General features: G+C 33.0%; 15 protein-coding genes. 8 read left to right on the top strand and 7 right to left on the bottom strand.

From position 1 onward, the window contains the following. Positions 1-91 precede the first annotated feature (91 nt). Positions 92-1426 (bottom strand): sensor histidine kinase, encoded by a 1335-nt coding sequence (locus AC1Q5Z_RS04550; protein WP_343585950.1) that lies wholly within the window; start codon positions 1424-1426, stop codon positions 92-94. 2 nt (positions 1427-1428) lie between these two features. Then, positions 1429-2778, bottom strand: a complete 1350-nt coding sequence (locus tag AC1Q5Z_RS04545) for a sigma-54-dependent transcriptional regulator (RefSeq protein WP_492443915.1) — start codon at positions 2776-2778, stop codon at positions 1429-1431. Between the two features lie 241 nt (positions 2779-3019). Between AC1Q5Z_RS04545 and AC1Q5Z_RS04540 the strand changes: the two genes are divergently transcribed. The 5 genes from AC1Q5Z_RS04540 to AC1Q5Z_RS04520 are packed head-to-tail and all read left to right on the top strand — an operon-like array spanning position 3020 to position 12164. Continuing rightward, the gene (locus tag AC1Q5Z_RS04540; RefSeq protein WP_492443914.1) at positions 3020-4138 is read left to right on the top strand and encodes a hypothetical protein; all 1119 of its coding nucleotides are present in this window, start codon (positions 3020-3022) and stop codon (positions 4136-4138) included. Positions 4139-4169: 31 nt separating this feature from the next. Next, positions 4170-4880, top strand: coding sequence for an ABC transporter ATP-binding protein (locus AC1Q5Z_RS04535; protein ID WP_492443913.1), 711 nt, complete (start codon positions 4170-4172; stop codon positions 4878-4880). A 3-nt stretch (positions 4881-4883) separates the two neighbouring features. Then, on the top strand, positions 4884-7295 hold the full coding sequence (locus tag AC1Q5Z_RS04530) for an ABC transporter permease (protein WP_492443912.1): 2412 nt from the start codon (positions 4884-4886) through the stop codon (positions 7293-7295). Between the two features lies 1 nt (position 7296). After that, positions 7297-9708, top strand: coding sequence for an ABC transporter permease (locus tag AC1Q5Z_RS04525; protein ID WP_492443911.1), 2412 nt, complete (start codon positions 7297-7299; stop codon positions 9706-9708). A 32-nt stretch (positions 9709-9740) separates the two neighbouring features. Continuing rightward, entirely contained in the window at positions 9741-12164 is a 2424-nt protein-coding gene (locus AC1Q5Z_RS04520; RefSeq protein ID WP_492443910.1) for an ABC transporter permease, read from the top strand. 67 nt (positions 12165-12231) lie between these two features. Here the strand turns inward: AC1Q5Z_RS04520 and AC1Q5Z_RS04515 are convergent, their stop codons facing one another. Both AC1Q5Z_RS04515 and AC1Q5Z_RS04510 read right to left on the bottom strand, forming a co-directional pair. Then, positions 12232-12843: a DUF417 family protein gene (locus AC1Q5Z_RS04515; protein WP_492443909.1), complete on the bottom strand. Its 612-nt coding sequence runs from the start codon at positions 12841-12843 to the stop codon at positions 12232-12234. A 79-nt stretch (positions 12844-12922) separates the two neighbouring features. Further along, the gene (locus AC1Q5Z_RS04510; RefSeq protein WP_343585936.1) at positions 12923-13735 is read right to left on the bottom strand and encodes a helix-turn-helix domain-containing protein; all 813 of its coding nucleotides are present in this window, start codon (positions 13733-13735) and stop codon (positions 12923-12925) included. A 252-nt stretch (positions 13736-13987) separates the two neighbouring features. On the opposite strand from AC1Q5Z_RS04510, the gene AC1Q5Z_RS04505 reads away from it, so the two are divergent. Beyond that, positions 13988-14557, top strand: a complete 570-nt coding sequence (locus AC1Q5Z_RS04505; RefSeq protein WP_177209832.1) for a Crp/Fnr family transcriptional regulator — start codon at positions 13988-13990, stop codon at positions 14555-14557. Between the two features lie 57 nt (positions 14558-14614). Beyond that, positions 14615-16306: a dihydroxy-acid dehydratase gene (ilvD, locus tag AC1Q5Z_RS04500; RefSeq protein WP_492443908.1), complete on the top strand. Its 1692-nt coding sequence runs from the start codon at positions 14615-14617 to the stop codon at positions 16304-16306. A gap of 109 nt (positions 16307-16415) precedes the next feature. Here ilvD and AC1Q5Z_RS04495 read toward each other — a convergent pair whose 3' ends face one another. Further along, positions 16416-16970 (bottom strand): NAD(P)-binding domain-containing protein, encoded by a 555-nt coding sequence (locus tag AC1Q5Z_RS04495; protein ID WP_343585930.1) that lies wholly within the window; start codon positions 16968-16970, stop codon positions 16416-16418. 231 nt (positions 16971-17201) lie between these two features. Between AC1Q5Z_RS04495 and AC1Q5Z_RS04490 the strand changes: the two genes are divergently transcribed. Next, positions 17202-20147, top strand: coding sequence for a sensor histidine kinase (locus AC1Q5Z_RS04490; RefSeq protein ID WP_492443907.1), 2946 nt, complete (start codon positions 17202-17204; stop codon positions 20145-20147). Here the strand turns inward: AC1Q5Z_RS04490 and AC1Q5Z_RS04485 are convergent. After that, complete coding sequence (locus tag AC1Q5Z_RS04485) at positions 20144-20773, bottom strand: response regulator (RefSeq protein WP_492443906.1); 630 nt, start codon at positions 20771-20773, stop codon at positions 20144-20146. The genes AC1Q5Z_RS04490 and AC1Q5Z_RS04485 overlap by 4 nt on opposite strands. A 5-nt stretch (positions 20774-20778) precedes the next feature. Continuing rightward, positions 20779-22209, bottom strand: coding sequence for a glycosyltransferase family 2 protein (locus AC1Q5Z_RS04480; protein WP_198855929.1), 1431 nt, complete (start codon positions 22207-22209; stop codon positions 20779-20781). Positions 22210-22219: the final 10 nt, after the last annotated feature.

Here is a 22219-nt window from a genome sequence, read left to right as displayed (position 1 = left end):
ATTTATTAAAATAAAAATCTGCGTTGATCTGCTTAAATCTTTTTAAATCTGCTGAATCTGCGTGAAAAAATCTAAACTTTTTTTAGGCTAATCAATCCTCAATCAAAGAAATCTCGAAAATCGTTTTTCCATTTTCGGTTTTATGCGAAATATAACCGCCATGCGCTTCAATAATGTTCTTAGACAAAGTAAGTCCAATACCAGCGCCTTCAGTTCGGGTGGTGAAAAACGGAAGAAATATTTTGTCCTCAATTTCTTTTTCGATTCCTTTTCCGGAGTCCGAAACTTTTATAAAAATACGATTGTTTTTGGCTTCCGCCGAAATCGAAATTTGCTTCGTATTGCTATTTTCTAAAGCATTAATCGAATTGGTCAATAAATTAATCACTACTTGTTCTATCTGCTGCGAATCTATATTTATTAGATAATTTTGAGTAACGGAATTGGTAACTTCAATATTATTTTTCCTAAACAATGGATTCATAATCTGAATACAGTTTTCAGTTATGTGTTGCAATGAAGTTTTTTCTTTTTTAGGCGAAGGTAACATAGCCAGTTTTCGATACCCTTCCACAAATTTCTGCAAATGGTCGCTTCGTCTCAGCATTGTATGAACGCTATGTTTGATATCTTCTAAGTCTTCTGTCGAAAGCGAATCTTGTTCTACTAAATCCTCTAAATTCTGGCAAATCGAACGAATTGGCGTTATAGAATTTAGCAATTCATGCGAAATCACTTTCATCAAATTAATCCACGCATCTTTTTCTTTCTTTTCTACTACATTCTGAATAGAATCTAATAGAACAATAAAGTAATCCTGCCCAAAAATTTCGGTTCGTGAAGCCTGCAAAACAAACGTCTGTTTGCTTTGTTCGTTTATACTAAGTTCGATTGAAGTTTTAATTTCATGAAAATCATCTTCTTCGATAATTTCACACAAAGATGGCAGCTGATTTTTAAGATATTTCCATTTTGAAACTTTCGGAACATTAAAGTGACTCGAGAAATAATCATTCATCAAAAAAATACTCCAATCGCTTTCTTGTTTCTGCAAAATAATTACACCCGATTCTATATTGTTTAAAATCGAACGGTAAATAATATCTCTCGTAACTTGCTCATTTTGTTTACTTTTTAAGGTTTCATACAAAGTGAACAGCTCATTATACGTACTATTGAATTTATGCTTAGAAAAATCAGAACTAAAATCATCTTGCAATATCGAAGAGATGGTTTTATTATAAATCAGAACCATATTTCTAACATAAAAATACATTTCTCTTCCTAGTAGAAAAACCATGCAGAGACCAAAAACTCCCGTAAAAAGCAAGCCAATTCTAAAGAAATACAGCGACAATTCGATTCCGATCACGATAAAGATTAATCGCAGAAATAGGAGTTTGTAAGTTTGTAAAGTCCTTAACATAATTAATCGATATTGATATTAAATTTCTCCAAACGTCTGTACAATGCGCCTCTTGACAAACCCAATTCTTCGGCAGTTTTACTGATATTGTTGTTGTTTTTAAGCAGTGCTTTTTCAACCGTTGCCTTTTCAACCGAAGAAAGCTGAATATCATCTGAGTTTTCCTCGTAAGGCGTTATCGTTTCTAAATCCAGATCAGAAACCGTTATGGAGTTATTTTCGCAAAGAATAACGGCACGTTCAATCTTATTCTCCATTTCACGGATATTTCCGTTCCAAGCATGTTTTTCAATCTGTTCTAAGACTTTTTTATCAAAAGTGATTTCGTCACGACCATATTTCTCAATCATTTTATCCAAAAGATATTCGGCAAGCGGAATTTTATCTTCGTGACGTTCTCTAAGCGGAGGCAAAACAATTTCCATCGTATTGATGCGATAATACAAATCTTCACGGAAATTTTTGTCGGTAACTTCCAGTTTTAAATTCAAATTGGTTGCCGTAATAATGCGAACATTCAAAGGCCTTGCTTTCGTTTCTCCTAATCTTGTTACGGTTTTGGTTTGAATAACTTGCAAAAGTTTTGATTGTAAATGAAGCGGTACATTTCCTATTTCATCTAAAAAAATAGTTCCGTTCTGTGCCATTTCAAAACGTCCGACTGTATCAGTTTTGGCATCAGTAAAAGCGCCTTTAGCATAACCAAACAATTCACTTTCGAAAATATTAGAATTTAAAGATCCCAAGTCAACCGCAATAAATGGCTGGCTTTTCCTTTCGGATTGTGTATGAATATGATGCGCGAGAACAAATTTCCCAGTTCCATTTTCACCCAAAATCAAAACATTGGCATCGGTTTTTGCTACTTTATCTGCCAGAGAATATGCCTTTTTTATAATCTCAGAACTTCCAACAAAAAAGTCTTCTTTTATCTCAACATCTTTGCTTTTCTTCTGTTCTTTTCGAGCTTTATCGACTGCTTGTTTTACCGATTCTAAAAGCTTCTTATTTTCCCAAGGTTTCAGAATATAATCAAAAGCACCCGATTTTAAGCCTTCAACAGCTGTTTCTACTTTTCCGAAAGCAGTCATTAGAATTACCACTGTTTTAGGAGAAAGCGTTTTTATTTCCTTCAATAAATACAAACCTTCTCTTCCATCTTCAAATCCTAATCTGTAATTCATGTCTAAAAGAACAACATCAATGGCATTTTTTGCCAATAATTCGACAATGTTTTTCGGATTATTGAGTGTATAAATGTTTTCAAAATACTTTTTCAGGTAGACTTTTGATGCAAAAAGAATGTCTTCCTGATCGTCGATGATTAAAATAGATGCGTTGGTCTTTTTCATTATTGTTCAGTTTTGGACGAAAGGTGTCCACTTATGGACAGTTTAAATTTATTCAGAAAAATAATCCTTTAAAAACAAGGCGTTTACAATGTTTAATTTACTGGCACGAAAATCACATTAGAACTTGTAAATCATTAATTATTAACCTCTTTCGGAAGTAAAAATAACAAAATAAATAGCGATTACACATTGCAAATATTTTAAAACCTAAAAAATAAAACAACTAAAACCATTATCTTTTATGACCACCAATCATTCAACAATTCAATCTAACTGGTTCTCAAAATTTTATTTAAGTTTTCTCGCAATAGTAGGCGGAGTAAACGCTTTACTTTTTGTGATATTACCAATTCTATCATATAATCTCACAAAATTTATAAATGCAGCTGGAATGTTGAGTTTATTGGCAGCAATTTTATTTTCGTTTATCTTTTCATTTTATTGGAATTATAGAGAAAAAAATAACAACGCAAACTCCGAAAAATACAAAACTCTACTTATTGCATTATTACGATTTTGGATTGCCTTTCATGTTTGCATTTTTGGTTTTGAAAAGATTATAGACGTTAACTTTTCTTTTTCTTACCATATAAATGATTCTTTGGCAAGCACGCTAACAGGCCAAGAACTTACTTGGAAATATTATGGCTATTCTTATGGTCTTTCAATCATAGTTGCCCTATTACAAATTGCGGGAGGTATTACATTATTATTCAGACGATCTGTTTTATTCGGATTAGTATTGCTTATGCCAGTAATGTTCAACATTTTACTGATTAATCTATTTTACAATATTGGCCCCATTACTTGTTTTACCTCAATAATAATTATGCTAGGTTTAGCTTATTTGTTATGGCAGTATAAAGAAAGCATAATTGCATTATTTAATCATTCTTCAAAAGCTTATTCTATAGTAAAAAATAAAGTATTGCGTATTGCTGCAAAAGCCTTTTGCATCATAATACCATGTTTATTTGTGCTTTATTACAGCCATAAAGTTCAGCTATCTAAAAGATATTTTGGAAAATGGAAAGTTGAAAGCATATCTCGCAATGGCAAAATAATTCCTGACAATGCATGGAAAAAAGACAGTTCTGCATGGAAAACTATTTATATTGAAGAAAGAGAAAAGATGTTTTTCTGTCCAAATCCAAATATGTATGTCGATAGCGCCTCTATTTATATGAAATATCGATTTGATGACATAAAAAATACCTTTAAAGTGATTTCGTATGAAAGAAACTTGCAAAATCCTGATACAATTCCTGTTCAAATTAATAATTTCGACAGCAATTCTATGCAGTGGAATATGGTATTGTATAAAGACACAATCAAAATGCAATTAAAAAAAATCAAATAATCAATCAATCAAAAATTAAAACAGTCAAATTATGATTACCATTACAAAACTTTCAAAAGTATTTAGAACTGAGGAATTAGAAACCAAAGCATTAAGTGAAATTTCGTTAACCATCAATCAAGGCGATTTTGTCTCTATTATGGGACCGTCTGGAAGCGGAAAATCGACTTTATTGAACATCATCGGACTTCTGGATAGCGCTTCAAGCGGAAGCTACCAACTTCTTGATCAGGAAATGGTGGGTTTGAAGGAAAAACAAAAATCGCAAGCTAGAAAAGAAAACATCGGATTCATTTTTCAAAATTTCAATTTAATTGATGAATTATCAGTTTTTGATAATATCGAACTGCCTTTAATTTATAACAATGTTCCTTCTGCAGAAAGAAAATCGCGAGTAAACGAAATGGCAAAAATTTTGGGAATTGCACATAGATTGAAGCATTTTCCACAACAGCTTTCGGGCGGACAACAGCAGCGTGTAGCCGTAGCAAGAGCTCTAATCAATAATCCGAAAATTATTTTGGCCGATGAGCCAACAGGAAATCTAGACAGCAGAAACGGAAATGAAGTAATGGAATTGTTGACCGATCTTCATGCCAGCGGATCGACAATCTTAATGGTAACACACTCAGATTACGATGCTTCTTTCTCGCAAAGAACAATTTTAATGAAAGATGGTGAAATCCTTTCTGAAAAAGTAAATCATAGAAATGTTGATGTTTTAGTAACTGCTAACAACTAGTTTATGCTTCAGAATTGGATTAATATATTTATTTATCAATTAAAGCATAACAAGCTTTTTACAACGCTGAACATTCTTGGTTTAAGTATCGGAATTGCAGGTTTAATTTTTGCAACGCTGTATTGGAACGACGAGTATTCTTATGATAAATGGAATCCTGAAAGGGATAAGACATTTATTGTTATGAATAATGTAGGAAAAGGAAATATTTTTGCGACAAACTCCGCTATTACAGCACCATTATTAAAATCGTCTACTCCATATGTAGAAAATTATTGTTATTTCAATGACTATTACACCAAGGAAACGATACAATATAATGGCAAAATAGAAATCGTTGATAAGATCTTTTCTGCACAAAAAAGTTTCTTTTCTTTTTTTCCGTATGAATTCAAATATGGTAATGCAAAAACGGCGCTTCAAGAACCACAAAGCATTGTTTTTTCAGAGGAAACTGCTTTTCAATTATTTAAAAAAGAAAATCCAGTTGGTAAGCAAGTAAAATATGCCGACAAAATATATGTTGTTCGAGGCGTTTACAAAATACTTGGAAAATCTGTTGTGATGCCAAGCGCGGTTACCAACAGTATTGAAGAAGATCTTGAAAAACACAAAGACCATTGGGGATTTAATTTTGGTTTAATCTTAAAATTGAAAAACAAGAGTGATGCCGGATTTGTAGCCAAATCTTTAGATGAAATATTTATAGAAAAAAACTATAAAAGACAAGCAAGAAATGAAGGAATGACGCTTGAATTGTTTATAAAAACATACGGAGAACCATTGAAAACCATAGTAGTTCCTTTTGAAAATTCTAGACTTCACAATGAAAGTTATCCGTTTCCAGAAGGAACAGGAAATCTTCAGTTTTTACGAATCTTGATGGGTTTATCAATTGTGATTTTATTGCTGTCAATTGTAAATTATATCAATTTAGCTACTGCAAATGCTATAAAACGAGCAAAAGAAGTTGGCGTGAGAAAAATAATTGGTGCCACAAAAGGACAGATTGTTCTTCAATTTATATTTGAAACTGCCTTAACCATGCTTTTTGCTTTATTATTGGCACTCGTTATTGTGGAAGTTTCTCTGCCTTTTTACAATCAGTTTTTAAACAAAGAATTAGTTCTTATTGGATCTCAATTTTATTTACAGCTTGTTGTAATCTTTATTCTTGTAGTAATTGTGAGCGGTGTTTTTCCTGCAATTTACATTTCAAATTTTGAAGTTTTGAATGTTTTAAAAGGAAATTTTTCGCACAGCAAAAACGGTTTGTGGCTTAGAAACACTATGCTTGTTTTACAATTTTCGATTGCTGTTTTCTTTATTATCGGTTCTGTTATTGTATACCAACAAGTTCAATTTATGGTAGAAAAAGATTTGGGTTTTAACGGATCTCAAATAATGAACATCACTTTTAGAGCACAAAAGGACAAAGAACAATTTAAACGATATCAAACCATAAAGGAGGAAATAAAGAAATTTAAAGGTGTTGAAGCCGTTTCTGCTGGCGCTTTTGCTATTGGAGAAAATTGGTCTTCAAAAGGTGGATTACACTATAAAAGCATTCCAGAAGTTCTCGTTCAGCAATTGGGTTCTGATTTTGGAATGCTGGAAATGTTGGGTGTTAAACTAGTTAAAGGGCGGTTTCTTACCGAAAAACTGGCTTCCGACACGATTTCTAATGTATTACTTAATGAAGTAGCAGTCAAAAAAATAAATGAAAAAAATCCTTTGGATAAAATTATTGACTGGCAAGGCCAAAAATACAAAGTTGTGGGAATCGTAAAAGACTTTCATTATTATGGCCTTGATTATGAAATTAGTCCAATGATTTTCTTTCATATCAATACTCAAAAATGGACACAAGGTAATATCGGATCTATTACAGTAAAAGTTTCACCAAAAGATATGCCTCAAACTATATCGGCACTTAAAAGTTATTGGTCTAAAAAAGTAGATTCAGAATATCCTTTTGAGTATAATTTCTTAGATAAAAACTTTGCGAAAACTTTTAAAAAGTACGAAGATCAAAGAAATTTATTTGCATTATTGAATGTTGTTGTGATTCTAATTGCCGTTTTCGGGCTGTTTGCCTTAGCTTCTTTTTCTATGGAAAGAAGACTGAAAGAAATTGCAATCAGAAAGACACTTGGCGCTGAAACCAATACTTTACTGAAAGAACTATCTAAACAATATGTAGTTTTCTGTATCATTGGTTTCTTTATCGGAATTGTTCCTGCTTATTTTTTATTGCAGAAATGGCTTAAAAATTTCCCATTCCGAATTGATATTACTCTTCTACCCTTTATTCTTGCTTTTGTGTCTTTGCTTTTCCTTACACTGACAATAGTATTGCTAAAAGCCTATCAAGTAACAAAAGTGGATGTTTTAAAATACTTAAAATACGAGTAAGATGCTTAAAAATTGGACAAACATATTTGTTTATCATATAAAGAACAACAAATTCTTTACAGCCCTAAATATATTGGGCTTGAGTATAGGAATTGCAGGTTTAATCTTTGCAATTCTATACTGGAACGACGAACATTCTTACGATCAATGGAATCCTGAGAAAGATAAAATTTATAATGTAATGAACGATTTTGGCGGAGGAAACGTTTGGACATCAAACTCCCCGATTCCAGGAAGAATGTTAAGCGAAACTACTTCCTATTTAGACCAATATTGTTATTATAGACTGTATTACACAAAAGAAACCATTCAATATAACGGAAAAATAGAATTGGTTGACAAAATTTTTTCAGCTCAAAGAAGTTTCTTTTCTTTTTTCCCTTTTGAATTTGTACGAGGAAATGCTAAAACAGCTTTTAGCGACCGCAACAGCATGGTTCTTTCTCAGGAAACGGCTTCGCGCATTTTTAAGAATGAAAATCCTATGGGCAAACAAGTTAAATATGCTGATCGAATTTTTGTCGTTCGCGGTATTTATAAAACACCCGAAAAATCATCGATAATGCCGGCTGTAATTACTCCAGTTGTAGAACATGAATTAGAACAAAATAAGGATAATTGGGGTTTTACCTACGGATTAATGCTTAAGCTAAAAAGACCAAGCGACACTACGGCTGTTATTCAAAACTTAGATAAAATATTTCTCGAAGACAACTACAAAAAACAGGCAAAAGCTGAGGGATTGTCTATTGAACAGTTTATCAAACAATATGGAGATCCTATAAAATCAAGACTTCTTCCACTTTCAAGAGCGAGACTTTATCAGGGAAATTATGCTTTTCCTGAACAAAACGCCAATTTGCAGTTCTTAAAAATTGTAGTGGGTTTATCTATCTTAATTTTAATACTTTCGATTGTAAACTACATCAATATGGCTACTGCAAATGCCGTAAGACGTGCTAAAGAAGTTGGAGTTCGCAAGATAGTTGGCGCTTCAAAACCGCAAATTATTGCTCAATTTGTTTTTGAAACCACACTCATCACTTTGTTTTCGGTTTTACTGGCAATGGTAATCGTTGAACTTTCGCTTCCGTTTTATAATGCTTTTTTAAATAAAAACTTAACGTTAATCGGAACTCAATTTTACTTTCAGCTTATTTTAATTTTCTTTTTTGTTATTATCGTTTCAGGAGTTTTTCCGGCAGTTTATATTTCGAATTTTGAAACGCTAAAAGTCTTAAAAGGCAATTTTTCTAGAAGCAAAAACGGTGTTTGGATTCGTAACGGAATGCTTGTTTTACAATTTTCTATTGCTACACTTTTCATTATCGGGTCGTTTATTGTTTACAAACAGGTAAACTTTATGATGGATAAAGATTTAGGTTTTAATGGCACTCAGGTTATGGACATTTCTTTTAAACTTCAAAAAGGAAAAAGTCAATACGAAAGGTATAAACTCATTAAACAAGAATTGCTGAAAATTAAAGGCGTTGAAGCTGTTTCTGCTGGAATGTTCTCTATTGGCAGCAACGAAAACTCTTGGCAAGGCCTTCATTATAAATCCAATAAAGAAGTCATAACACAGCAAATGCCAATGGACTTTGGACAATTAAATCTTTTAGGAATCCAAGTAATCAAAGGAAAAGACTTGAATCCTGAATTGGCAACAGACAGCATTTCGAGTGCTTTATTGAATGAAACCGCCGCAAAAACGCTTCAGGTAAAGGATCCTGTAAATCAAGATGTCACTTTTGGAGGAAAAAAATTTAAAGTTGTAGGTATCGTCAAAAACTTCCATTACATCGGAATGGAATATAATATTGCTCCAATGATTTTTTTCCATATCAAAGCTTTTGACTGGATAGATAACGAGATGCGCTTTATTTCTGTTAAAATATCTACCGATCAAATGCCTGAAACAATCGCTGCTATAGACAAATTCTGGAAAACTAAAGTCGATCAGGAATATCCGTTTGAATATGGTTTTGTAGATAAAAACTTTGCTCGAACTTATAAAAAATATCAAGATCAAAGAAACTTGTTTGCTTTACTGAATGTGGTCGTAATATTAATTGCCGTTTTCGGATTATTTGCTTTGGCTTCTTTTTCTATGGAAAGAAGATTACGCGAAATCGCCATTAGAAAAACACTCGGTGCGGAAACCAATATTTTGCTAAAAGAATTATCTAAACAGTACGTCCTTTTCTGCGTAATTGGTTTCTTAATCGGAATTGTTCCTGCTTATTTATTGATGCAGAAATGGCTAGAAAACTTTGCTTCTCGAATCGATATTCCGTTTTTGCCATTCTTAGTTGCTTTTGTATCACTGTTGTTTTTAACGCTGACCATTGTTTTAGCAAAAGCCTACCAAGTGACCAAAGTAAATGTTTTAAAATATTTAAAATACGAGTAAACTAAACTCCAAAACCAAAAAACACCAATAAAATGCTAAAAAACTGGATCAATATATTTATCTATCAAATCAAACACAGTAAGCTTTTTACTGCTCTCAATATTCTCGGATTATCAATAGGAATTTCAGGTTTAATTTTTGCGCTTTTGTATTGGAACGACGAACACAGCTACAATGCTTGGAATCCAGAAAAAGATAAAGTTTATCAGGTTTTAGCGCAATTAAGCGACATGCCTGTAACTGCAAATAATCCTGTCCGTTTAAAACCTCATTTAGAAAATGACCCCAACGTAGAAGCTGTTGTTTATGCAGATGAATGGTATCAAAAAGACAAAGTGGTTTACAATGGCCAAAAGGAATTTGTAGATAAAATCGTAAATGCCGAAAAAGATTTCTTTTCTCTTTTTCCGTTTGAATTTATTTATGGAAATGCCAAATCGGCTATAAAAGACGAAAACAGTATTGCCATTTCAGAGAAACTTGCAGAACGCTTTTTTGGAAATAAAAACCCAATAGGCAAACAAATCAAATGTTTGGATGCTACGTTTACAATTTCAGGTGTTTATCGCATTCCAGGAAACTCATCGATCGCACCAAACATAGTGATAAACCACATGAAAGACTTAGCAGATCCTGACAAAAACCCTGGCCTTTTTGTTCTAAAAGTATTGGTAAAACTAAAAAATCCATCAAAAGTAGAATCGACCAGAAAAATGCTTGATAAAGTATTTTATGACGAGGTTATTGTAAGAACTGCCAAACAAGCGGGTTTTACACCTGCCGAAATGGTCAAGAAAATGGGAAGTTTCAAGGTTTTGATGGAACCGCTTTCATCTGCTAGATTACATTCTGTTACTGATGGATATCCTGAAGGAAGAGGAAATTATCAGTTTCTGGTAATTATGGCTTGCTTATCGGTTTTGATTCTTATTCTGTCTATTGTCAATTACATCAATTTGGCAACAGCAAATTCGATTAAAAGAGCCAAAGAAGTTGGAGTTCGTAAAGTATTGGGCGCTTCCAAAAAACAGATTGTTTGGCAATTCATTTTTGAAACTGTTTTGATGACTGCTTTTTCGGTTTTATTAGCATTAATGATTGTAGAAATTGCACTTCCTTATTACAATTCTTTTTTGGAGAAAAATTTAAGGATAATCGAAAGTCAATTTTATCTTCAGTTGATACTAGTTTTTCTCATAACCATTGTATTTGCAGGAATATTTCCAGCTTTATATGTTGCAAATTTTGAGACTTTAAAAGTTTTAAGAGGCAATTATGCTCGAAGTAAAAGCGGCGTTTGGATTAGAAATGGAATGCTGATTTTTCAATTTGCCATTGCTTCCTTTTTTATTATTGGTTCTGTCGTTGTCTATCAGCAAATTAAATATCTAAACAATAAAGATCTTGGTTTTAAAGGCGATCAGGTTATGGCAATTTCGTTAAATCTTCCGTCTTCCTATTATCAGGGAGAAAATGTTGGAAAGAATATTTTTGAAAGATATAACACTATAAAACAGGAACTTTCAAAAATTAAAGGCGTTGAAAATGTTTCAACCGGTCTTCTTTCTTTTGATGGAGAAGATGATTCACAATGGCCAATTTGGTATCGTGACGTGCTTTTCAAACAAAAAGCAATCGGACTTGATTATGATATGCTAAATCTGCTAAATATAAAAGTAATAAAAGGCAGAAATCTTAGTCCAAACATAGCTTCAGACACTATAAATTCTGTTTTAGTTAATGAAAAATCATTGAGTTTAATGCAGATAAAAGACCCTATTGGTAAAGAGATCAAAATTGGAAATCAGAAAATGAGGATTATTGGCGTCGTAAAAGATTTTAATCTTTTAAGTCCAGAAGTCGATGTTCCGCCGATTACTTTTTATCATATAAAATCTTTAGATATGGCCAATGAAATGAATCGAATCTATGTAAAATTAAAAGCAGATCAGATTCAAAGTAGTATTGCTGCAATTGAAAAATTCTGGAAAACAAAAGTCGATATCGAATATCCGTTTCAATATGATTTTGCCGATAAAGAATATGCCCGAACTTACGAGTCTTATGTAAAGCAGAAAAATTTGTTTTCTCTGCTCAATGTTATTGTGATTCTTATTGCCCTTTTTGGACTTTTTGCTCTCGCATCTTATTCCATTCAAAGAAGAATGAAAGAAATTGCGATTCGAAAAACTTTGGGCGCAGAGACCAATATTTTACTGAAAGAACTGTCTAAACAATATGTAGTGTATTGTGCAATAGGTTTTCTTATTGCTGTATTTCCTGCCTATGTTTTATTGCAGAAATGGCTGAATAATTTTGCCTTTAGAATCGAAATTCCGATGCTGCCGTTTCTACTTTCCTTTTTGCTTTTATTGTTTTTAACGCTATGCATTGTCTTAGCAAAAGCGTATCAAGCAACAAAAGTCGATGTGCTGAAATATTTAAAATACGAATAAGTTAGTTTTGAGTTTTTGTAAAAAGCTGTGCAAGTCTGAGCCCTTGCGCAGCTTTTTTTATTTTCGATTAAGCGTAAAATCGTTTTAAAATTTTCTTTGCACTGTCTGAAGCTACGATCAATCCGCCACTCATCATGATAATGTCTTTGAGAACCAAACGGCCTCCAACAGAAAGATACGGAAAACCAAATTCTGGTGTTTGAAAATCTCCACCCAAATTCGGCACATAAACTTCTGGCGTTGTAATTAAAAATGATAAGGTTACAAACGCCATTCCGAATGTCAGAAGTCCGCCCAAAAAGCCCATTTTAGGAAACCAGATTCCCAAAAGAACCAACAAACCAATTGTGACAATAACAGTTCCTAATCCGTAAGAAAAAATATAAGTTCCGTTGGCTTCGTGCCATTTGATGTTTTTCTCAACAGTTTTGCCTTCAACGTTTTTGTAAAGCGTGTAAGCTTTTACCGTTTTACCTTCATCGTTTACGACTTGTTTATTAGCATCTTTATAAAAGAAACTCATAAACGGACTATTCGCTACAAGCGGAACAATTCCATCAGCTTCATATTTAAAGGCTTTTAATCCGCCAATCCATGCCATTACAACAAATATGGCAATTCTTAAAAAGTGAATAAAGTTATTTTGTCCACCCGCAATAAATCGTATAAATTTTTCCATTTTGATTCTGTTTTAAATACATACCAAAATTACTTTATGCTTATTTGGATAAAAATGGACATAAAGGAGTTTTCATGGACTATTTTGCCACGATAGAAATGCCAACTTCTTTTCTGAATTCTTTAGGCGAAATGCCCACACTTTTCTTGAAATATCGGCTGAAGTAAAATTCATCTTCAAAATTAAGATCGTCTGCGATTTCTTTTATGGTTTTGGTTGTCAAATGCAACAATTTCTTTGCTTCCAACACAATGCGATCTTGAATAAGCTGAGAAGGCGATTTCCCGAAATGTTTTTTGATTCTTTTGCTGAAAGTATTCACACTCAAATTGTATTTAGAGGCATAAAAAGCGACTTCTTTTGCTTCTGAAAAATGAGAATCCAACAAATGCTGAAACTTCAAAATATCAGCGTTTCCAATAGATTCCTGAATCTGTGGTGACATTTTGAGCTGTTTCTCTTTACTGCTCAAGGCTAGAATAACTTGCAGATAAGACTTTAGAATCGAATTATCATAATCCATTTCTGAGTCTTCTACCCTTTTCATTCTTTCCATAATGCTCGTGATTTCCTCGTAAATAAAATCGGAAACCGTTACAAAAGGTTCACTATAAATATCATTGAATAAAATTCCGTTGCAGGCCACTTCTTTTTTATGGTATTCAATACAGTAAAAATCTCCGTGAAAACTAAGAATATTTAGGAAAGGTGCTGTCGAATTTTTCCATTGCAATAACTGATACGGTGTTAAAAACAAAAGACATTTCCCTTTACATTCGTAATCAGTTAAATCAACAGAAAAAGTTACTTCTCCATCAAACATTAAAATGTTGTAATACGGTTCGTTGATTGCCTTTTCAAGAAAAAAAGATTGTTTCAGTTCGATTTTCATTTTACTAAATTACAGATTTGTTTTTGTTTCACGCAGATTCTGCAGATTTGAGCAGATTAAAACTTCAAAACTTTGCGTCTTAGCGACTTTGCGAGATTATATTTTAAGTATCTTTTTCCATTCTTTGAAAAATTGCTCGCAAAGTCGCAAAAACGCAAAGTTATTTATATTCATTCTTAAACCGATTTTGACATTCGTCAATGTTTTTTTCCTTGATTAACTTTACTTTTGATAATGATTAATTTTTGAGAAATGATGAGTGAACTTGAGGCTTTAATTCAGAGTAGATTACAATTGGAAAATGATGAACTTAACACCATTTTATCCTGCTTTAAATTAATACAAGTAAAGAAGAATGAGCAGTTGCTTAAAAGCGGAACCGTTGCCAATAAAATATTTTTTATAAAAAAAGGCTGTCTGCGATTGTATTACAGCACAGAAGATCATAATATAACTACACGTTTTATGGCTTTTGAAGGTACATTTCTAACTTCGATTGTCAGTTTTATTTCTAGAGAACCAAGCACCGAATACATTGAAGCGGTTGAGGCTTCAGAGCTTTTGGCTATTTCTTATGAAGATTTTTTTCATCTCCGAAACACCATTCCGCAATGGGATAAAATGTACATCTATATTCTCGAATATGGTCTTACGGTGATTACTTCTAAACTCAGCAGTTTATTGACACAAAATGCTGCCGAACGGTATAGAAATCTTCTCAAAAACAACCCAGAACTTATTCAGAGATTGTCCAATGCCAATCTTGCGGCATACCTTAATATTTCGCCAGAAACATTAAGCAGAATAAAATCGCAGATTTAATTACGATCTGTTAACTATCAAAAAAGCAAAAAACAACATTAAAAAACATTTTCTATCATGAGAAGTGATGAAGTAAAAAAAGGTGTTCAGCGAACTCCTCACAGATCCTTATTGCGAGCTACGGGCTTGAAAAATGAAGATTTCAGCAAACCATTTATTGGAGTGGCAAATTCGTTTATCGAAATCATTCCAGGACATTTTTTCTTAAACAAAGTATCTGAAATTATCAAAGAAGAAATTCGCGCCAATGGCTGTGTTCCTTTTGAATTTAATACAATCGGAATCGATGACGGAATTGCAATGGGACATGACGGAATGTTATACTCGCTTCCGAGCCGTGAAATTATCGCCAACTCTATAGAAAGTGTAATGAATGCGCATAAATTGGATGCGATGATTGCGATTCCGAACTGCGATAAAATTGTTCCAGGAATGATTATGGGCGCTTTACGTGTAGATGTTCCAACCATTTTTGTAAGCGGAGGTCCAATGTCTAAAGGATATACTAAAAACGGAACAGCAATTGACTTAGCAACAGCATTTGAGGCAGTTGGAAAACACGAAGCTGGAAAAATCTCTGACGAGGAATTGTACGATATTGAATGCAACGCTTGTCCAAGCGGTGGAAGCTGTTCGGGAATGTTTACCGCAAATTCTATGAATACTTTGATGGAAGCAATGGGAATTGCGCTTCCTGGAAACGGAACAATTTTGGCTCAAACTCCAGAACGTGAGCAATTGTATCGCCAAGCAGCAAGAAGAATCTGTGATATTGCAAAAGACCAACAAGCTATTGAAAAATTCAAATTAAAAAATATTTTGAACGAAAATGCCGTTCGCAACGCTTTTGCTGTCGATATGGCAATGGGCGGAAGTACGAATACTGTTCTTCATATGCTTGCAATTGCGAACGAAGCTAATGTTGATTTTAAATTAAAAGACATTAATACCATTTCGGGAAATGTGGCGCATATTGCTAAGATTTCACCGAGTTTAAGCACGGTTCATATGGAAGATATCAACCGTGCTGGTGGTGTAAATGCAGTTATGAAGGAAATAAACAAAAGAGGTTCAGGCGTTTTAATTGATAATCTAACAATCAGCGGTGAAACTTTATTGGAGAAAATTGCTAATGCCGAAATTAAAGACACAACTATTATTCATACCATCGATAATCCGTACAGTAGAGTTGGCGGATTGGCCATTTTATACGGAAATCTTGCAGAACAAGGTGCTGTTATTAAAACTGCAGGATTAACTGGAGATCGCGTATTTACTGGTAGTGCAGTCTGTTTTGACGGTCAAGCCGAAGCGATTGCAGGAATTATGATGGGAAAAGTGAAAGCCGGAAATGTAGTGGTTATTCGTTATGAAGGACCAAAAGGCGGACCTGGAATGCAAGAAATGCTTTCTCCTACGAGTTTAATTATGGGAATGGGACTTGGAAGTTCTGTAGCCTTAATTACAGACGGAAGATTTAGCGGCGCAACAAGAGGCGCATCAATCGGACACGTTTCTCCTGAAGCTGCTGAGGGCGGTATGATTGGTTTGGTAAAAGATGGTGACGAAATTCATATCGATGTAGATCAATATATTTTATCGGTTAATTTAAGCGATGAGGAAATTGCTACAAGAAGAGCTGCTTTTAAACCATTAAAGAAACCATTAAATTCAAGATGGCTTTCTCAATATAGAGCATTAGTTACTAATGCAAGTACTGGAGCTGTTTTGAAAACAGATTTAGATTAAAAAATTAAAAAAATCCCAAAAAGAAATGTCCCAGAAAGTTAGCTTTTCTGGGAACATTTCGGGGTTTGAACAATTCTAATTATTCAAAGCTGGTTTCGTAATATATTTTCTAATTCATGAAACAAGAATGCATTGGAAGTTGGTACAATTCTTCAAAATCGACCCCAGCAAGATTTAGGCTTTTAAAAAATGTTTTGGCTTTATTTTTTGCCTGTTTATTCAATCCTGTATAAAATATTTCATTGCCATTTTGCTTTTGATTTATCATAGAAAGCACTTCTGGATTCACTATATTAAGTACCCTAACAACATGAGCTTCCGGCAAAAGTGATGCAATTATCTCAGATGATGACTTTGCATTTGGCTCTAGACATTCTAAACTAAAAATAGGATTGCTAGAATGTATTAATACTTTCTCATTCATGTCTGGCAAGTCTGTCAGGAATAATCCAACATCTTCACGCGGAATAAATAATATCAAAATACTGGCTTTTGCTGCTTCGTATTTGCTTACCAATTTTACATTCTTCCCTGAGGTTTTAGCTATATCTTTAAACTGGCTATTTTCGCGAGTAGAACTCAATAATACTTGATGTCCTGCATCAACCGCACGGCTCACAAAATCCATTGTAAAACTACATAAACCAATTACGCCTATCTTCATATTTCTAAACTTTGCCTTTAACCTTATAAGACAAATATAGTCTTATCGACTATTAGATAGCTTATCTTGTCTGTCTCAATAAATCTACAACGTTGTAGATTTAAAACTACAAACCATGATTTCTGATTTATGTTTGCTAAGTTTGTGCTATAATTTAGTCAGATGTCCAAAATAACGGCTTCTTTTTCATTTCGTTATTGTTGTTTTTTGCTATTGCTTATTACAACTAAAATGGCCTGCCAAGAAAACTACACGGCTAGATGGTACACTGCGGATAATAATGAACTGCAACAGAACAGTATAAAAGCAATTGTTCAGGGCAAACACAATTTTATATGGATGACTACCGAAAATGGTATTGTTCGTTATGATGGAAATAATTTTCTTGTTTTTAATTCATCCAATACCTCTTTAGAGCATACTCGTTTTACTGACATTTTTGGAAGCATAGAAAAAGATAGTCTTACAAGTTACAACGAAAGCAAAAAAGAACTTGTCTTTATCAGAAATGCAAAAGTCCAAATTCTAAAAAAAAATGCTCCAAAATCTAGTTTGGTGCGCAACGGAAGACATTTCTTTTTTCATGACGGTCTTCCATCCAACTATTCTATTAATCAGCATGAGCCTTATTACATTCGATTATCTAATGGAAATATATTTTTTATAGATAATCAAACCATTGAATTATGCGATTCTAAAATGAAAAGCATTTCTAGAGCTTCTTTTAAAAACGATAATGTTTTTAATTTTTTCGCAATCAGCAATTCTCTTTTTTACCTGTCTGATAACGGATATTATCATTGTTTTTCTAAAAAAGGTGAATCTTCTGGAAAACTGAATGCAATACCGACAAGAAATCGTAAGTTATTCTGGAACATCACAACAGGTCAGGTTTTTCTATCTGTAAAGAATAAAATTTATCAGTTAAAAAATCAAAATGACCAATTAACTGCTCAATTAATTGTCGAATACAAAGATTTTGAAACAAGCAATATAATCGCTGCTTATTTTGATCAAAAAAATAATAAATTGTACTTAGGGAGCGGTACAAACGGATTGTGCATTATTTCTTTTCCTCTTTTTAAAACCGTCAAAAAAAGTAACGAAAGAGCCGAAGTTTACTATGCTGCACAAGCTTTTAGCGATAGTACTGTAATCACTTCTGAAGGATTGATTATAAATAATAAAAGAGTTATTGATAGTATTCCTTTTCCTAAAAGCGTTCTTTTGGATGAACGTATAAATATTGCTCTCGACGATGAGAAAAATATATGGATTAGTCGAGCCATGAAAGTATTTTGTTATCTAAAAAAATCAGGATACAAAAAATATATCACCTACCCTTTTAATCAAAATCCGAAAACAATATTTAAAGATAATAGCAATACCATTTGGGTTTCTCTGGGAATAGATGAGTTTCATAAACCTAAATTGTATGCTATAAAAAATGGAGTTGTAACGCTTAAAGCTGTTTTTAAAAACAACATCAATTATATCGTTCAGCAAAACAGCATTTTGTATTTGGCTGGAGATAACGGACTGTTTTTGTATGATTTAAAAACTAAAAAACTGCATTTTGCAAAAAACACTGAAAAGATAAATATTCGAAGCGTTTTTATAGACAGCAAGCAGAAAGTATGGCTTACAACATACGAAAAAGGCTTTTTTCTTTACGAAAATCAGACTCTACATTCTTTTCCAACAGACGAAGAGCATTATCTTAATTCTGCTCATTGCATCATTGAAGACAAAAACGAGTTTTTCTGGATATCAACCAATAAAGGACTTTTTCAGGTTTCTAGAAAAGCGCTGATGCAACATTATAAAAATAAAAATACGGTTATATATTACCATCAATACAATAAAGCAGATGGTTTCCTGATTAATGAATTTAACGGCGGCTGCCAACCTTGCGGGAATTTTCTAAAAAACAATGATATTGTTTTTCCGTCCATGAATGGTATCGTTTTTTTTAATCCATATAAAATATCTCCTTTACTTCCGGGAAAAGATCTTTTTATTGACAGAGTTGTTCTAGATCAGAAAATGATTACTCCGAAAGATACTATTGTCTTAAAAAACAATTTTCAACGAGTAAGTTTTTTGGTTTCGTATCCTTATTACGGTAATCCTAAAAATGTGGCCATAGAAGCTAAAATGGACAAAATTGGCAGTGATCGCTGGGAACGACTAAAAGCCGATAAATCAATTTCTTTTACAACATTGCCTCCAGGAACTTATACACTTACCTTTAGAAGTTTATCTGGTTTTAATGCCAATTATGCCTACAAAAAAGTAATTCTCGTTGTGCCTGCAAAATTTCATCAAACGATCTGGTTCACTATTCTTTGCTGTTTTCTTTTTGTTGGTTTTGTTATTTCAATCTGGTACATCAGATTATACTATCAAAAAATGAAAAGCTTGCAGCTTCAAATTACTATTGCAAAAAAGACAAAAAAATTAGCAGCTACGGTTCAGAAACTTGAGATAACAGAAAACAACTTAAAACAGGAAATTAAACAGCACGAAATGCTTGTAAAGAGCATGAGCCATGATATCAAAAGTCCATTAAAATTCTTGTCTTCTTCTGTAAAACATCTTTTCGAAAACAGTACCATACAGCAAGATCCAAAGCTTAAACAGCAATTAGGCATGTTGCAAACATCAACGTTACAATTGTATGAGTATGTCGAAAATCTTATCAAATACTCCTCTATTTTTATTGAAGGTAAAAAACTTGAAGGAGAAAGCTATTCTCTGAACAAATTAATAGAAGAAAGCATTCATATTTTTGAGAAGATTGCAGAAGCAGAAAATAATTCGATTATCAATAGTGTACCTAAGGATTTATTGGTAAAGACAAATAAAAAAGCGCTTTATATTATTATTCATAATTTGATTGATAATGCCATAAAAAACACCAAAAACGGTAGAATTGAATTATTATGCACGACTCAAAGCAATATTCTAACTTTAAAAATTATTGATAATGGTAAAGGAATGAGTAAAGAACTTATTGATTACTATCACAATTTTTATAAAAATCCAATTTCGAAAAATTATCATTTGGGGCTTCATATGATTATTGAGCTTCTTATTCTTATTGAAGGAAACATCAATATTAAAAGCGATATTGACAAAGGAACTACAATCGAAATAATGGTCGAATATAACTAGCCCTGAAAAGTTTTATACAAGTTAATGAGTTCTACCAGATTATTGACTTTTAGTTTTTCAAAAACCCTTGCTTTGTAAGTGCTCACAGTCGACATGTGAATATTGAGTTTGTTAGAAATTTCTAAATTACCATTTCCTTGAATCAATAAATCTGTTATTTGAAGCTCTCTTTTAGATAAACCTTCAAAAGGATTTAAGGTCTTTTTACTAGTCTGGATGCTTACCAATTTACTTACCAATTCAGGAGAAACATAAGTTCCTGATTCAAAAATGGAAGTAATGGCAAACATGATTTTTTCTTCACTGCACAATTTATCGACATATCCATTGGCTCCGCTAGAAAGGTATTTCAAGGCGTATTGCTCTTCTTCGTGAGCCGAAAAAACCAGTATTTTTACTTCAGATTGAATAGCTCTAATGTAGGTTATCATATCGGTATTCTTTCCTCCAGGAATATTAATGTCTAGAACTACTAAGTCAAAAAGAAGATTTTTTAAAAGTGTAATAGCCTCAAAGAAATTTTCAGCATGCGAGATTGCAACATCCTCAAATTGTCTTTCAAGAATCATTGCAACTCCATTTCGCACTACCAAATGATCATCGACAATTAAAATTTTCTTTGTCATATTCACTATTTCTTAGTAAATCCTTTTCTAGTCATTTCGCCCCAACCTTTCGTTCCCATAACTTTTTCTTTGTAACCAATCAAAGCGGCATAAACAGTAAGCGGGTGGAAATAAAAAGGTTCAATAAAAGCAGCCATTAAAAGCTTTAAAAAATCGGCTTGTTTTGGATATTTATGATAGGTTTTTTCTTCGCTATATAAAGCAATAACCGAAAATAAAACAGCAAACGAATATACAAAAAGAAGTAATAAGAAGAAAAAATGCCAATTTAATAATCCCAATACAATAAACACGACTGTTATTACAAGTCCGATAAATTCAATTGCAGGAGCTAAAAATTCAAACAAAGTCCAATATGGAACGCTTAACATTCCCAATAATTTATATTTTGGATTTAAGAACATTTTTTTGTGAAAACTCAATGTTTCTATAGTTCCGCGCATCCAACGCGAACGTTGTTTTTTGAATATATTGAAATCTTCAGGCGCTTCGGTCCAACAAAGCGGGTCCGGAATATAACTTACTGAGTATGGCAATTTATTATCTAGCATATAACGTCGCATTCTCACAATCAGCTCCATGTCTTCTCCAACCGTTTTGGTGCTATAACCGCCAGAAAGTATGGCAATTTCTTTATCAAAAGCCCCAAAAGCTCCGCTAATAAGCAATAAGCCGTCTAGTTTTCCCCAAGCCATTCTTCCTAAAAGAAATGCTCTTAAGTATTCTAAAACCTGAATTCTCGGCAACATAACATCTGGAATATTCACTTCGACCAAACGTCCGTTCTTGATCACACATTGATTAGCAATTCGAACCACTCCTCCAGTTGCAATAATGCGTTTTCCGTATGCCTCTAAAAACGGTTTTGCCAGTTTTAAAAGCGAATCTTTATCCAAAATACAATCGACATCAATACAAACCACATATGGATTCTGAGCAATGTTAAGTCCAACGTTTAATGCATCGGCTTTACCTCCATTTTCTTTGTCTACGACAATTAGCTTTTTGAAAGCGGCATTTTTAGAAGTGTAAATTCCTTTTATTTTTTTTGTTTCAATTTGCGGATGAAAATCCAAATTAGTCAAAACCAAATCGTAGGTTTTAGTCAAGATTTCCATCGAATTGTCCTTGCTTCCATCATTTACTACAATAACTTGATAATTATTATAATTAAGCGAAAGCAATGATTTTACATTTTCTTCGATCGTAAGACCTTCATTATAAGCAGGCGCAATAAGCGAAAGTTTTGGTGCAAACTCAGTACTTAACAGCACATCATAATCAACAAAGCTGTTACGTTTGAGGTAATTTCTAAGCTCTTTTGTCGAAATATAGGCCAGCATTAAATAAGACGACATGATTAGTATGGCGTAACCAAGTATTAGGAGTATATATACATCCAAAAACCATGTTATTTCAGGATTAAAAAAAGTCATTTTCTTATAT

Source organism: Flavobacterium sp. GW823-FHT06G12 (assembly GCF_058794775.1).
The sequence above is the reverse complement of the archived record's forward strand: the minus strand, read 5'-3'. Positions and strand labels throughout refer to the sequence as shown.